The organism is Shewanella sp. GJ50-10 (assembly GCF_055808815.1).
Genome location: NZ_JBVVSS010000001.1, coordinates 2,263,550 through 2,278,476, shown reverse-complemented (window position 1 = coordinate 2,278,476; position 14,927 = coordinate 2,263,550). Strand labels below are relative to the sequence as shown.

General features: G+C 38.9%; 15 protein-coding genes. 5 read left to right on the top strand and 10 right to left on the bottom strand.

Annotated features, from left to right (window positions below):
- Positions 1 to 311: 311 nt before the first annotated feature.
- Entirely contained in the window at positions 312 to 896 is a 585-nt protein-coding gene (gene sodB / locus AC0L4E_RS09535) for a superoxide dismutase [Fe] (protein WP_102526236.1), read from the bottom strand.
- 237 nt (positions 897 to 1,133) lie between these two features.
- On the opposite strand from sodB, the gene AC0L4E_RS09530 reads away from it, so the two are divergent.
- A complete protein-coding gene (locus tag AC0L4E_RS09530) occupies positions 1,134 to 1,475 on the top strand; it encodes a Grx4 family monothiol glutaredoxin (protein ID WP_102526235.1) in 342 nt (113 codons plus the stop codon).
- Between the two features lie 105 nt (positions 1,476 to 1,580).
- Here AC0L4E_RS09530 and AC0L4E_RS09525 read toward each other — a convergent pair whose 3' ends face one another.
- Positions 1,581 to 2,810: a uracil-xanthine permease family protein gene (locus AC0L4E_RS09525; protein WP_473679004.1), complete on the bottom strand. Its 1,230-nt coding sequence runs from the start codon at positions 2,808 to 2,810 to the stop codon at positions 1,581 to 1,583.
- A 206-nt stretch (positions 2,811 to 3,016) separates the two neighbouring features.
- Here AC0L4E_RS09525 and AC0L4E_RS09520 point away from each other — a divergent pair, with 206 nt between their 5' ends.
- Together AC0L4E_RS09520 and hda are read left to right on the top strand one after the other, a co-directional pair.
- Complete coding sequence (locus tag AC0L4E_RS09520) at positions 3,017 to 4,114, top strand: DUF2066 domain-containing protein (RefSeq protein ID WP_473679003.1); 1,098 nt, start codon at positions 3,017 to 3,019, stop codon at positions 4,112 to 4,114.
- Positions 4,115 to 4,317: 203 nt separating this feature from the next.
- The gene (hda, locus tag AC0L4E_RS09515; protein WP_299569363.1) at positions 4,318 to 5,028 is read left to right on the top strand and encodes a DnaA inactivator Hda; all 711 of its coding nucleotides are present in this window, start codon (positions 4,318 to 4,320) and stop codon (positions 5,026 to 5,028) included.
- Between the two features lie 98 nt (positions 5,029 to 5,126).
- On the opposite strand, the gene AC0L4E_RS09510 is transcribed toward hda, so the two are convergent.
- The 4 genes from AC0L4E_RS09510 to bepA form a co-directional block, all read right to left on the bottom strand.
- Positions 5,127 to 7,136 carry a PKD domain-containing protein gene (locus tag AC0L4E_RS09510; protein ID WP_473679002.1) on the bottom strand — a complete coding sequence of 670 codons (2,010 nt, stop codon included), beginning with the start codon at positions 7,134 to 7,136 and terminating at the stop codon, positions 5,127 to 5,129.
- A gap of 189 nt (positions 7,137 to 7,325) precedes the next feature.
- Positions 7,326 to 7,703 carry a DUF2069 domain-containing protein gene (locus AC0L4E_RS09505; RefSeq protein ID WP_473679001.1) on the bottom strand — a complete coding sequence of 126 codons (378 nt, stop codon included), beginning with the start codon at positions 7,701 to 7,703 and terminating at the stop codon, positions 7,326 to 7,328.
- A gap of 8 nt (positions 7,704 to 7,711) precedes the next feature.
- Positions 7,712 to 8,062, bottom strand: coding sequence for an arsenate reductase (glutaredoxin) (gene arsC, locus AC0L4E_RS09500; RefSeq protein ID WP_473679000.1), 351 nt, complete (start codon positions 8,060 to 8,062; stop codon positions 7,712 to 7,714).
- Between the two features lie 104 nt (positions 8,063 to 8,166).
- A complete protein-coding gene (gene bepA, locus AC0L4E_RS09495) occupies positions 8,167 to 9,636 on the bottom strand; it encodes a beta-barrel assembly-enhancing protease (RefSeq protein WP_473678999.1) in 1,470 nt (489 codons plus the stop codon).
- A gap of 128 nt (positions 9,637 to 9,764) precedes the next feature.
- On the opposite strand from bepA, the gene AC0L4E_RS09490 reads away from it, so the two are divergent.
- Positions 9,765 to 9,992 (top strand): sulfurtransferase TusA family protein, encoded by a 228-nt coding sequence (locus AC0L4E_RS09490; protein WP_473678998.1) that lies wholly within the window; start codon positions 9,765 to 9,767, stop codon positions 9,990 to 9,992.
- Between the two features lie 75 nt (positions 9,993 to 10,067).
- A complete protein-coding gene (locus AC0L4E_RS09485; RefSeq protein WP_473678997.1) occupies positions 10,068 to 11,162 on the top strand; it encodes an AI-2E family transporter in 1,095 nt (364 codons plus the stop codon).
- 125 nt (positions 11,163 to 11,287) lie between these two features.
- Here AC0L4E_RS09485 and AC0L4E_RS09480 read toward each other — a convergent pair whose 3' ends face one another.
- The 4 genes from AC0L4E_RS09480 to kdnA form a co-directional block, all read right to left on the bottom strand.
- The gene (locus tag AC0L4E_RS09480; protein ID WP_473678996.1) at positions 11,288 to 11,497 is read right to left on the bottom strand and encodes a DUF2897 family protein; all 210 of its coding nucleotides are present in this window, start codon (positions 11,495 to 11,497) and stop codon (positions 11,288 to 11,290) included.
- Positions 11,498 to 11,523: 26 nt separating this feature from the next.
- Positions 11,524 to 12,261 carry an 8-amino-3,8-dideoxy-manno-octulosonate cytidylyltransferase KdsB gene (gene kdsB / locus AC0L4E_RS09475; protein WP_153913475.1) on the bottom strand — a complete coding sequence of 246 codons (738 nt, stop codon included), beginning with the start codon at positions 12,259 to 12,261 and terminating at the stop codon, positions 11,524 to 11,526.
- Positions 12,262 to 12,336: 75 nt separating this feature from the next.
- Positions 12,337 to 13,407 (bottom strand): 3-deoxy-alpha-D-manno-octulosonate 8-oxidase KdnB, encoded by a 1,071-nt coding sequence (kdnB, locus tag AC0L4E_RS09470; RefSeq protein ID WP_473678995.1) that lies wholly within the window; start codon positions 13,405 to 13,407, stop codon positions 12,337 to 12,339.
- 84 nt (positions 13,408 to 13,491) lie between these two features.
- Positions 13,492 to 14,676, bottom strand: coding sequence for an 8-amino-3,8-dideoxy-alpha-D-manno-octulosonate transaminase KdnA (kdnA, locus tag AC0L4E_RS09465; protein WP_299569348.1), 1,185 nt, complete (start codon positions 14,674 to 14,676; stop codon positions 13,492 to 13,494).
- Positions 14,677 to 14,927: the final 251 nt, after the last annotated feature.

Sequence of the window (14,927 nt, the reverse complement as noted above, 5' to 3'; positions counted from 1 at the left end):
CTGAAAGAAAGTGATGGATAGCGCATTTTTAGTGACTAAATCTGAAAATAATTTCCATTATTTTTTGTCTTTAAAAACCATTTGCTAAATTAAGTCTAGGTCAGAGGGTTGCTATTTGCGAGGTGAGATATGCAAAAACTTCAATAAAAACAAAGATAAACAGTTGCAATTGCAACTATTGCAAAAGTTGGCAGGTGTTCGGGCTATATAAAGAGTTGGGTTATTCGGTTGTTATCTATCTCGTTTTGAGTAATAAAAAAGGAGCCAAAAGGCTCCTTTTACATCATCTCATTTGTACCTAAATAGGTAGATTAACCTGCGAAGTTCGCGTTAACGAAATCCCAGTTAACCAGTTCCCAAAACGCAGCCATGTAGTTAGGGCGAACGTTACGGTAATCAATGTAGTAAGCATGTTCCCAAACATCAACAGTAAGTAGTGAAGTTACTGATTCATCAGTTAAAGGAGTCGCAGCATTGCTAGTGTTAACGATTGAAACTGAACCGTCAGCATTTTTTACTAACCAAGTCCAAGCACTACCGAAGTTATTTACTGCAGAATCAGTAAATTTAGCTTTAAATTCTTCAAAAGAACCGAATGCAGCGTTGATTGCATCAGCAATCGCACCAGTAGGAGCGCCGCCAGCATTTGGTGCTAAACAGTTCCAGTAAAAAGTGTGGTTCCAGATTTGAGCAGCGTTGTTGAACATGCCACCAGTAGAAGTTTTAACAACTTCTTCTAATGTTTTGTTTGCAAATTCAGTACCTTCAACAAGACCATTAAGCTTAACAACGTATGTGTTGTGATGCTTACCGTAGTGATATTCAATAGTCTCTTCAGAAATGTGTGGTGCAAGTGCGTTCTTAGCATATGGTAATGCTGGTAATTCGAAAGCCATTTTTATCTCTCCATGGACATAGGTTATCGTTTTTTTATGAGTACCACTTAGGCATCATTGCTCTGCCGACATTGTACTGCAAATTTTTGTGATGTGAATCATTGTTTGATGAATAATGTCGATAGACGCAATCTATAAAAGCTATTTTTATTATAACCCTACAAACTGTGGGATTTTGTTCTTGGCTAAGCTCGCGTACAATGGCGAAAGATTATTAAGTTGCACTTAGGAATTACAATGGAAACAGTAGACAAGATTAAACAGCAAATCAGTGAAAACCCAATCATCGTATACATGAAAGGGTCACCAAAGTTACCAAGCTGTGGTTTTTCATCGCAAGTTGCACAAGTTATGATTAACTGCGGTGAGCAGTTTGCATTCGTTGATATTTTACAGCATCCAGATATTCGTGCTGAATTACCAAAATTTGCTAACTGGCCAACATTCCCACAATTATGGGTAGAAGGTGAGTTGATTGGTGGTTGTGACATCATCACTGAAATGTACCAAAAAGGTGAATTACAGCCAATCATCAAAGAAACTGCTGATAAGTTTCGTACTGAAGAAGACGCTGAATAATTTAAGTTAACTTTATTTATAGATTAAATATGGTTAAAACAAAAAAGCCCTAAACTGATTGCAGTTAGGGCTTTTTTATTCTTGAAACCAATTAAGTAATTCCAGTTATTGCGCTTTTTGATCTTCAGGTGTTTTAGGCAGGATAAGATTCATTAAAATAGCCACTAAACCACATAAGCTGATCCCGGTTAAACTAAACTCACCGATACCAAATGCCATTCCACCAATACCAAAAACTAATGTAACCCCAACAATACTCAAATTTCTTGGTTCATTTAAATCTACTTGATTACGTATTAAGGTGTTAAGTCCTACTGCTGCGATTGAGCCAAACAATAAGCACATAATGCCACCCATGACAGGTAATGGGATAGTTTGCATTAATGCACCTAATTTACCGATAAACGCCAGAGTGATGGCTGTAATTGCCGTCCAGGTCATGATTCTTGGGTCAAAACTTTTGGTCAGGGTCACTGCGCCTGTGACTTCTGAATAGGTTGTATTTGGCGGTCCCCCGAATGCTGATGCAGCCATGGTCGCAATCCCATCACCAGTTAATGTGCGATGTAAGCCGGGCTTTTTCATATAGTCTTTGCCAGTTACATTGGATATTGCCAGTAAATCTCCAATATGCTCAACAGCTGGGGCGATAGCGACAGGGATCATAAATAGAATCGCTTGCCAATGAAACTCTGGCACAACAAAGTTAGGAACAGCGAGCCATGGCGCTTGATTCACTGGGGTAAAATCAATAATACCAAATGCCATACTGAGTCCGTAACCGACTAAAATACCAGCAAGAATTGGCATCACTTTTAATATGCCCTTTGCAAACACGGCAATAGCAACGGTAGTTGAAAGCGACATAATCGCAATAAATAATGCAATGTTTGGCTCAACGAGCACAGCGCTGCCATCACCTGTTTTACCTAACGCCATATTGACGGCCATTGGCGCGAGCCCTAAACCGATAATGATGATCACAGGGCCAACGACAACAGGTGGCAATAATTTATGAATAAAACCACTACCATTTATTTTAACCAAGGCACCAAGAATCACATAAACAAAACCTGCAACCATTAAACCTCCCATGGTTGCGGGTATTCCCCATGTTTGTACGCCATACATAATTGGAGCAATAAAGGCAAAAGAGGAAGCTAGAAATATTGGAACCTGCCTTTTGGTAATGACTTGAAACAGCAAGGTTCCTAAACCTGCAGTAAACAATGCCACGCTGGTGTCTAAACCACTGAGTAATGGCATTAACACTAAGGCGCCAAATGCGACAAATAACATTTGCGCGCCTTGTAATGGGATGAATAGACGATTCATATGTAGGTGATTTCCTGTCAGGTATAAATTAAGCTGTAAGATAGGCTAATATTGGTTAAATGTCTGTAATGTAAATCAAGTTTAAATCCTTTTACGTAACAATTAGTGGTTAATTCGCCTGTTAAATTGGTAAGGGAATGTAATTTTAGAAGCAAAATTAATATGCTACACTTCGCTTACTTTCATCTATTGCTTATATCTTCCTTATGCAAAAAATATTTTTACAAATTATTGTTATCAGTGCGCTATTTGGCTTATTTAGTCCTAAAGCGATATCAGCTGAAGTCGGTCTGTTAGATGAAGCTGATGTGGTCGTCACTTCAAGAGCAAGATCTGAGCGACAAGCTGCACTAAAAACGGCGTTATCAGCGGTATTTGTAAAAAATTCAGGCTTACCTTCGGTATTAGAGCATCCATTAGTTAAGGCACAAATCAATAAACCAGAAGTGTTATTGACCCAATATGGCTACAGTGAAGTTGATAAAGAATTAATTTTAAAAGCTAATTTTGATCACAAGCGCATTATCTCCACACTACGCCAAGCTGAATTACCTGTTTGGGGGCGTCAACGTCCGCTAACATTATTATGGTTGTCTATTGAAGATGAAGGCGAGCACAGTATTTTATCTGATGCGTCTGAAATGGATACACGTTCACAAATCGATTTAGACTCGAGTAATAAAGGTATCCCAGTCATTTTACCGATAATGGATTTAGATGATGTAATGAAGATAAGCGTATCTGACGTGCGGGGCATGTTTACTGATGTCGTTGCAGAGGCATCGACTCGATACCGTGCAGATTATTTTGCTGTGGCAGATATGGATAAAGTTGGTGGGTTTGTTCGTTTTCAAGTTTCTCTGTTTGATAAAGACAGTAAAGCAGGGTTAATGCAGCCTCTTATACATCATCAAGCCGAAGTCCTTGATTATCAAGAAGCGACAGATCAAATACTCAGTACCTTAGCTGAATATTTTGTTAGTCAGTATGCCTTTGCTGATAGTGGCAACAGTGCAGAAACATTGCTGTCATTAGCAGGTGTTCAAAGTATGGCGCAATTGGTTGAAATCGAAGCTTACCTTAATCAACTGAGTGCGATTAAAACGGTAAGTTTAAGCCAGTTTAAAGCCAATACCGTGACTTATAAACTTGAGTTATTTGGTGATGCTGAAGATTTACAGAAACTACTAAATATCAATAAACGTTTAACAGAGGTGCCAGTGTCAGAAGCTGTAGATGAGCTGCCTGACCTAGAGTTCTCGCCAGAGCAGCAAGCAACTAAACTATTTTATCAATGGCATTAAGTTCTGATTTATTAATTTGAGAACTGAGTTTTATCAGTTTGCTTGTCTGTTTGTACATAGTTGATAGTTTTATAGCCACTCGATACGTGATAACGATCTAACTGTTCATTGTTGAACTCGTTAGTCTGGCTAAACAACAGCAGACCTCAAAACGATTGTGTTATACTCAGCATCGCTTGTTTACATTATTAGAGAATTTTTGAGTGACCCAAAACTCACCAAAACAGTTATCGTTACCCGTATATTTACCTGACGATGAGACTTTTCAAAGTTATTATCCTGCAGTGGGTAATGATGAGCTAATTCAAAAGCTTCAAGCTACTGCTGAAGGTAGTTTGTCGTCTAGTTTATATTTATTTGGTCCGATTAAGTCAGGGCGAACTCATCTTATGCATGCTGCGTGTGCTCATGCAAATGATCTTGATAGACGTACCCTTTATATTCCTTTAGGCATTCACGCCAGTATATCTCCTGAACTTTTTGAAGGTGTTGAGTCATTACAATTAATTTGTATCGATGACATCGATGCCATTGCAGGACATCCCATTTGGGAAGAAGCATTATTTCATTTATATAATCGCGTGGCTGAGCAAGAAGATTGCCGCTTGATTGTCAGTGGCAGCTCATCTCCGACCGAAGCAGGCTTCGCGCTTCCAGATTTAATTTCTCGGATGCAGTGGGGGCTAATTTATCAACTGCAACCGATGGCAGATGAAGAGAAGTTAGTCGCATTACAGCGCCGCGCCGCAATGCGAGGACTGCAATTATCTGATGAAGTTGGGCGGTTCTTATTAACACGCATGGCGAGAGATTTACGTACTTTATTTGATGTACTAGATAAACTTGATAAAGCCTCTATGGTTCACCAACGTAAGCTCACGATTCCCTTTATCAAAGAAATGCTTAGGTTATAATTTTTGCAGATGATTTAAATAAAAAAGCCACCTAAGGGTGGCTTTTTCTGTTTATTTAAAACTTAAGCACTGAGCTGCCTTGTTTTAGCGCTTATTTTTTAGCGCTTTGGAATAGGCATATCTCTGTGCTCTCTGCCTATTTGAACAGGGCGTCTTTCTGTGGTGTTGTCAGTGGTATTTAAGCTACTAACTTTTGATAGTGAATGGCTACTAGGGCTTATCCCAAGATTGTCATACCAATCTTGCCCAGCAGTCATATTAATCGGCTCTGGTAAATTGTTGAGTAAGGTTTTACCGTCTTCTTCAGGCATGATTTGATCAATAACAAACGCAGCTCTATCTAATAACTCAGGTGAACCAATTCTGCCACGCTGTCCCCAGTCGACAATTAACTCTGTAGGGTCTGTAACTGCAACATCCCTTTGTATTTGGTAACGATGACTCATAAATGACTCTTCAAATAACATTGCTGCATCTTCGCGAGTAGAAGAGTAAGCATAAAAGTCATTAGCATGATCAGTTAAGAAAAAACTAGTCACATCATTTGGAAGGTAAGCTTTTTGGGTATTGTTTGCTGTTTCTCCTTGAAAACTCACACCAGCTAAACCATACATTTCACTGCTAGTTAGCGGGTCAACATTTTTAAGCTGATCAGACACCAGCGCGTTATCATCTGTACGACGATAGAAGTCATCAATTAATGTCGGGCCAGTTAATGTATTATGTATAGAGCGGGGGAAGAAGTCATTGGCATGGGCTAGCTCGTGGTAAAGCAAGCTGGCTAAGTTTGGTGTTATGTCCTCTAATGTACGAGTTTGCCTTACAGCTCGGTCGATACGACTATAGGCGTAATCATTATCTTTTACGTAACGCCAAGGCATGATGAATTGTAAATCATTACCAAAGTCGCTGCGATAATCAGGTGCTTCATTAATGCTGTCACGCTGCTCTGGTGTAAACCACAGATATTCAGGATCAAGATAAATCGCACCAGTGGCTACCCAATAAAAAGAAGGCCTAACATCATAACTAATAACAACGGCTGTGACTGATTGAAGTAATTTTATAAAGTCGCTATTGGGATCTGCTTGGGTTAAAAAGGTTTCGAAGTTTTCTCCCATCCAGTCATGAGAAACGACGACTCTGTCCATCACAGATTGAACATTTTCTGAATTAGCGACTTGTCCAACTAAGGGTAAGTCGGCGATATTACAAGTTTGATTGAGTTGGTTTGAATAAACACAGTTTGACGCGTTAGCAGCGTATTTGGATGAATCTTTATAGGAGTATGTACGTGCTACGGGCTGATCAAAATACGGAGAAGAAATTGTTGATTCGTTAGTGACTAACACAAACACTTCATCAGATAAGGTTTCACCTGCAAATTGCCCCGTGGCTTTTAATCCGATAATACTATCAGAGTTGACATTGGGTGCTGTAAATAAAGGCCGTTCAGGGTTGGTTAAATCAAGTTCAACCGCTTGATTAGAGAAGTAACACCATTCAATGTCATCAACAATGAGATCGTTTATCCTTTCAACGCGAAGACTAACTCCATTACCCTCAACGACTTGATGATCGCTATTAATATTCAATTGATTGATTGACGCGTTTGCATTGATAGATACTGATTCAGTTAAATTTGTTTGGTTGCCAGAAACGTTTACAGAAAAACTATATTCGCCAGATTCTGGAATAATAAATGATAAGACTGGGCTGTTTTTTGATACTAAAGAAAGTACGGGACCAGACGTTTGTTGCCATTCATAAGTCAGCCCTGCTGAATCAGTGTTTTCTACACTGGCAAGGATTGTAGCTGATTGACCAGCAGTATAAGTTTGTTCAACATTAAAGCTTAAATTCGAAGACGTGGTAACTAAAGTGAGCCCTGAACTTATTTCACAAGTATTAATTGGTAATGAATTATCGGGTGTGACCGAGTTTCCTGATGATGAATCACTAGAACTACCGCCACAGCCGCTTAATACCACAGCAGCAATAACTAAATTCGTCATAGCAAAAGATTTTGTTTTGCTTAAGTAGCGATTGTTAGTTAATGCATTCAAAATACTTTTATCAATAAAAGTCTTGTTAAACAATGTGTTCATATACAATCTCCGTTGCTTTTTACTACATTCAATCAAATGACTGACATTTCACTATAGCATGGGATTTGTTGCACAAAAAGAAGGGATTAACCAATTGATAACCAGATTGTAATCGTTTGTTTACTCCCTAAAAAGGATATAAAAAAAGCGCCTAAAGGCGCTTTTGGGGTTTTGAATAAACTGTGAAAGTTAGTCTGCTTTAGATTTCTTTTTTAAGCCTAAGCCTAACTCTCTGCCACGCATACGCGCGTAGAAAGGGAAACCGACTAACAATGCACTGATTAAGACAGATTCGATTAACGCAAAGTAAAGCGCATCTTCAGTGACATACACTAAGGTCAAACCATGAAGTAAGTATAAGCAAAGAATAAAGCTTGCCCAAGCGTAGGTGTATGGCTTGCCGGTTAAGATCCCTTTGATAGGGAGTAATAAAGGTAAGATCCATAATAAGCTAAACGCCATTGAATATTCACCGGTCAATCCTTGTTGTATAAACCATCCTGATAACAGCATGAGTAAAGCAACATAACCCACACGGCATAACTGAAATAAAGTATGTGTTGTCATTTTGAAGCTCACAATATCGCTAAAACATTTTCAGGAGGGCGACCTATTGCAGCTTTTCCGTTTGCTAAGGCGATTGGTCTTTCAATTAATTTTGGTGTTTCAATCATAGCTTGAACTAATTGTGCGTTTGATAAAGACTCGTCGGCTAAGTGAAGTTCTTTATATTCAGTTTCTTTAGTTCGCATTAACTCTCTAGGAGATATCGCTAGTAAAGTTAAAATATGGTTGAGTTCTTCGGTAGTTGGTACCGTTTTGAGGTATTCAACAATAGTGACGTTAGCATTGTTTTCTTCAAGTAATGCTAGTGTTTGACGGCTTTTTGAGCAGCGAGGGTTATGGTATAGCGTTACGTTTGTCATAGGATCACTTGTTATCTTTATTTTGGCGACAGTTTATCAAACTTTAGATGAGATGGTTAGCCACATCGGGTCGATGTGGCTGAGTCATAAATAAATTTACAGAGTTACTTCAATGCGTCTAAAGACCGTTTAGCTTGTCTAAATTGACGTATACGGGCTTCTATTCGGGCAATTTGTAATGTTTGTCCTTCTGAATGGCGGTAAGCATAATTAAGTTGGTCAATTGCGCCGTCATAATTGGCAGCAAGAGCCATGGCTTCGGCATTACTGTAATGCTCAAGCGCTTTATTCCCAAGCTTCCGATAGGCTTGAGTCATTAGCTGATAAGGTAATGTATTTTGCTTATCTAAGAAAATTAGATCTTCTAATAATGGAATTGCTTTACGTGGCTGGTCCGCCTCCACATAAATGTTAGCTAGGTTTGCAGCAATAACCAGTGATGTTGGCTTAAGGCGCTTATGATGCTTTAGGAGTTCTATTGCTGTTTCATAATCGTCTTTTTGGGCTAACAAATCTGTTTTGGTATCGATATAGAATAAATTATTACGATCATTTTCAAGTAACTCATCGATAATTTTTTCAGCCTCGTCAAACTTCTTAACTCTAAATAACGTTAAAGCTTTACCGTAAAGCGCTGCACTTTTAAAAGTATATGTTTTCTTCTTTAACTGTTTATCAAACAGAGACATTGCAGCTTGATCGCTATAACTCGAAAATCGAACTTGTATACGCGCTTTAGCAAGTTGGTAATTTAATTGGTCCGGTATAAATCGATTAGGATATTGTGCTGCTCTGTTTCTGGCATCAGTAATACGTGATTCAGGTAAAGGGTGAGTCAACAACATTTGCGGCGGAGTAGTGGTAAAGCGATAACGAATAGCTAACTTTTGGAAAAAATCAGAGGCGCCATTAGGATCGAAACCCGCATCGGCTAAAATTTGCATTCCAATTCTATCGGCTTCACGTTCATGTAAACGGGTGAAGTTAATTCTAGCTTGCGTTGATAATGCTTGAGTAGTTGCTAAAGCAGCCATACCCGCTTGAGGGGCTGCAATGGTAAGTAGAATAGCGCCTAGCATTCCTACAATCGTTGCGGTAGAGCTTTTATCTTGCGCTTCAAGTGAGCGAGCTAAATGCCGTTGAGTAACGTGAGTGATTTCGTGGGCAAGTACCGATGCAAGCTCACTTTCAGTATCAGCATGTAAAAACAAACCTGTATGGACACCGACATGACCGCCAAAAAAAGCGAACGCATTGATTTCGTCATTTCTTAACAAAAAGAAATAAAAGGGGGTTTTTACTCCGGTAGCATGAGCAACCAATTTATTACCAAGCTCTGATAAGTATTGATTTAACATTGGATCGCTAATAACAGGTGCTGATGAACGGATAACGCGCATATAGGCATCGCCATACACCATCTCTTTTTCAAGACTGAATGTGTTTACGGCGGCGGTACCTAGATCTGGAAGGTCATTATTCGCGAAGCTTTTAGCAACTCCGGCAGTGAGTAGTAAACTGACAGCAGTCGTTACAACACCTTTAGAAAACTGAGAAAACGATAATTTGCGCAAATGAAACCTTTATTATAATTATTTCAATAGGGTGGCAAGCAAAATTACATCAACACCTTAATGGTATCGCTTGTGGTTTATTGTCCTTGCTAGGATAATAGCCATAGAATGTGTAAAGCAAGTTCATAATGAAATTTATTGATTTAACTGCTCATCAATGCCCCTATCCTTTGGTGCAAATTAAGCTAGCCTTAAAAAAAATGCTACCTGGTGAAACATTGGCAATTAGTATCTCTGACTCTGGTTCACGTCGAGATGTTCCGCTGTTTTTGAAAAAATTTGGATTTCAGGTTCAAATTACTGATGATAATGACAAAGCTATGTCATTGCACATCACAAAACTTAACAATATATAAGTATAATCTTATAGTTCTATTAAGATAGAATCCGATTATAACAATTAAAACTGTATTTCTTTTTTAGGTAAAACGATGCTCTCATTTTTAAGTGATTGGTATAAAGCCAGATTCAGCGATCCTCACGCGATAACATTAGTGTTTATTTTACTTGGGATAGGCTTACTGCTTTATTTTGCTGGTGGACTCCTGGCACCATTGTTGGTTGCGTTAGTATTGGCTTTTTTATTGGAGTGGCCTGTTGCACAGATTGCAAAATTTGGTATTAATCGCACTCTAGGAGCTTCGTTAATTTTAGTATTGTTTATCGGGTTGATGGTGTTACTGGCATTCGGTTTAGTTCCAAGTCTTTGGCGCCAAGGCATCGCGTTGGCAACAGACTTACCTTTGATGATTGATACAGGGATGCAGTCTCTAGTTTCCTTAAGTGAAAATTACCCGCAATATATTAGTATCGAACAAATTGATGCCATGGTGATAGAACTAAAAAAACTTGTTGATACCCAACATTTACTGGATATAGGTAAACAATTATTAGGTTTTTCGGCTTCATTATTAGTGCTGATGGTATATGTGATTTTAGTACCGTTATTAGTGTTCTTCTTTTTAAAAGACAAAGATCAGCTGATTAAAAGCAGCAAACGTTTTTTCCCTAATAATCGTGATTTAGCTAGAAAAGTTTGGTTCGAAATGGATCAGCAAATTTTCAACTATATTCGCGGCAAAGTAATAGAAATTGTCATTGTCGGTACCGTTAGCTATATTTTTTTCGCTGTAATGGGTCTTAGATATTCTGCGTTATTGGGTGTGTTGACTGGACTTTCGGTTCTTATCCCATATGTTGGCGCTACATTAGTCACATTGCCAATTGCATTAGTTGCTTTTGTACAATGGGGGGTAAGCCCTGAATTTGGCTATGTAATGATTGGTTACGGGATAATTCAAGCATTAGATGGCAATGTGCTCGTTCCTGTTTTGTTCTCAGATGCTGTCGATTTACATCCAGTTTTGATTATTGCTGCAGTGCTTGTTTTTGGTGGGCTTTGGGGTGTTTGGGGCGTGTTCTTTGCAATACCTTTGGCATCTTTAGTCAAAGCAGTTATCAACGCTTGGCCTGATAATAGACCTCCAACAGAAATTAAAGTTGATGAAGAAGTGTCTTCTAACTAGTTAAGTCAGATTATTTAATCTAAAAAAAGAGACTCGAATGAGTCTCTTTTTTATGTATAAACAATTAATACTGCGACTAATTTCTTTTACTCATCGTATTTATTTTTCGATTTTATTTATCGATTTTAGTTATTGATTTCAGTATCGCTATTATTGTCAGTGGCACTTTCTGCTTTATCACTACTGTCAGCGTTGTTGTCACTGTTTGGTTTTTTGGGGTCACCAAATTGCGGCATTTTAAATTTAGCGCTGTATTTTAAAACGGCTAAATTACTGGCAATGATACCAACAACTAAAATGATGATGATCCACACTTCTAAACCTGATAAATCCATGCCTACCTCAATTAATAATAACGAGCTTAATCAACAGCTAAACGCTGTTCACATTTACGAATATCTTCAGGCGTGTCAACTTCTGGCGAATCAAATGCGCTAATTGCAACTTTGATCTTATGGCCATATTCTAAAGCGCGAAGTTGCTCTAATTTCTCTAAATCTTCTAAACGCCCTAGAGGCAATTTAGCAAAGGCATTAACAAAGCGACGGGTATAAGCATAAACGCCAAGGTGCTTATAAACAGGGTAGTCATCTGTGTCACGACCAAATGGAATGCATGAGCGAGAGAAATACAATGCATTAAATTCATTATCAAAAACCATTTTAACGTGAAGCGGGTCATCACGTTCTTGCTTGTCGATAATTTCAAAGCCTAATGTCGCCATTTCAAACTCACCTGGATGGCGTTCAAAAAGGCTAATAATCTGTTCGATTGATATAGGGTCAATAAGTGGTTGGTCACCTTGAAGGTTGATCACCAAATCATCATCAGCTAAACCAAGTTGGCTAATAGCATCATTAATGCGATCGGTGCCTGATGCAGCTTCTGGGCTAGTCATGACAACTTGGCCGCCAAATGACTCTACCGCTTCTTTAATACGGTCGTCGTCAGTTGCAACATAAATATTATCTAATCCTTTTGCTAATGAAGCACGTTCGAAAACGTGTTGGATCATTGGCTTACCATTAATAGGTGCTAGTGGTTTGCCAGGAAAACGGCTAGAACCATATCTAGCAGGGATTAAAAGAGTAACTTTCATCAATAAACCTACTTATCTTAAAACGATAAACAAAAGGGCTCAAATGAGCCCTTAAAGATAGCTTTTAGGGCTAAATTAAATGCGTCGGAATAACTTAGTCAGCATTTCATCAGTAACTTTTTCTTCCCAGCCAGCACCGTAAACATTGTCCCATAATGGGCCCATGCTCTTAGTTACTGCAACCATCTTAGCGATAGTTTCATCTGGTAGATCTTTACAGATGTTTTTCGGTAACGTGATGTTATGAACTTCCATCATTTTACGGAATTCTTTAACGCCTTCTGGGTAAAACTCTTCAAGTACGTCAAATGCTAAACAGTTACCTATACCGTGATGGTAACCTAATACATAACCTAAGCCGTATGAAACAGCGTGACATGCGCCAACTTGGCTATAAGCGATACTCATACCACCCATGTATGATGCCATCATTAACTTGTCGTCTTTTTCTTCGTGATTGTCAACGAAGACCTCGCGACATAAGTCCATAGACTTTTCAGCGAATGCTTTAGCAAATTCGTTTAGGTAGGTACCCTCTAGCGATTCAACACAATGGATGTAGCAATCCATACCAGTGTAGAACCATTGATCAGTCGGTACGCCAGCAATAAGCTCAGAGTCCATGATGATTTGGTCAAATACAGTGTAGTCAGAGTTCAAACCTAATTTACGAACTGGCCCACAAAGTACAGCAGTACGTGACGCTTCAGCACCTGTACCAGATACAGTTGGAATACCAATGTGATGAACAGCAGGGTTCTTAATTAAATCCCAACCTTGGTATTCAGCACTGCCACCTTCGTTGGTTAGCATAAGTGATACTGCTTTAGCTAAATCAAGGGTAGAACCACCACCAAGACCAATAACACTTACTGGAAGTTTAGTATTAAAAGCTTGAACTTGTTCAGTTAGTGCATCAACTTGTTTAGTCGTTGGTTCATCATCGACATTAACGTAAATCAGTAAGTCATGTGCTTTAGCTGGTACACGACCTGCAAGCGGCTTATCTTGATGTACGTCATCAACTAAAAATATCACAAAGTCATTTTCGACTTTACGTTCTTCAGCTAAAACTGAATCTAACTGAGCAAATGAACCACGACCAAAAATCATTTTTGGTACGCATTTGAAATTTTTGAAACTCATTACAACATTCTCCGTTGAGATTAGTACTGTAAAAGTACTATCGCGCCAGTTAGTAAAAAGGCGCGATAGAGATAATCTGATTAATTAAGCAAAAGCACGTTTGATGTTTTCAATACGCTGGGCTATTTCTTCTTCTGTCCAAGACAGTTTAATTAGCATAGAAATAGTACGACTCATGATGGCATCAGACTTAGGCGTTTCAACCTTAGTGTAATCTGGACGATCTTGAATTAATGTGATCGGTAATGCAGCAGGAGACTTAAGCTCTTGAATGTGCTTCCAGTTATTTAGGTAATGCCAGTTGTTCACATACCAGTAGAAACAACCATCAACGCCGTTTTCAGCTAACTTTTTGTTAATTTCAACAGTACGTTCTTCTGTAGGCATTAAGAAGGTTAAGAAACCAGCTGAATCACCTTCAGGATCTGGAATTTCACGGAAAGTCACTTCTGGGATATCAGCCATGGCATCTTTAATCAGCTTTTTGTTGGTACGCTGAATATCAATGATTTTGTCTAGCTTACGTAACTGAGCAAGACCCATTGCAGAGTTCATTTCAGAAATACGGAAGTTTAGACCCATGATAGGGTGGCCTTCAGCACCGCGATCATTACCAACGTGGTCATGGCCGTGATCTGAGAACATGTGTGCATGGTTATAAATAGTTTCGTTATTCGTCATGATTGCGCCGCCTTCACCACAGGTGATGGTTTTAACAGAATCAAATGAATAACAACCCACATCACCAATAGTACCTAAGGCTTTACCTTTATAGCTGCCGCCAATGGCTTGACAAGCATCTTCAAGAATAACTAGGTTGTGCTTTTTACATACCGCTAAAATTTCATCCATTTTAGCCATAGAACCACACATGTGAACAAGGTTGATTGCTTTAGTGCGTGGGGTAATTGCCGCTTCAATTCCTTCTGGAGATAAACAAAGTGTTTCATCAATCTCAGCAAAAATAGGGACTGCGCCAGCCATAAATACTGCTTCTACTGAAGCAACAAAGGTAAACGGAGGAACGATAACTTCATCACCAGCGCCAATACCTGCTGCAGCCATAGCTGTTTGTAATGCGGCGGTGCCACTAGAAACAAGATGAGCATGCTTAGCATTCATCTTTTCGCAAAGAAGGGCTTCCATCTCACGAGTCTTCCAACGATCGTTACGCATGTGATCGAAGTTATAACGAAAGGTAAAACCATTTTCCATCACATCAGCGACTTCTTGCTTTTCCTCTGGACCAAATAATTCAAAACCTGGCATGGAAATTATCTCCTAAAAAATGCAGTGCGCGAGGTCGCGCTAAATAAACCCGAAGATTATAACTGGGTTAGGGCGTTAATTGCATTAACTATATGACGTTTACGTGTGATTGCATGGAAGTTTCAGCATAATAGATTCATTAAATGCTAATTTTTATGTCACAGAAGCTAAACTCAAGTGCGTAACTGTTTAAAATCAAGAGATAAAAACAACAAAACCCACATTATCAGTGGGCTTTGTTGAGTGTTATT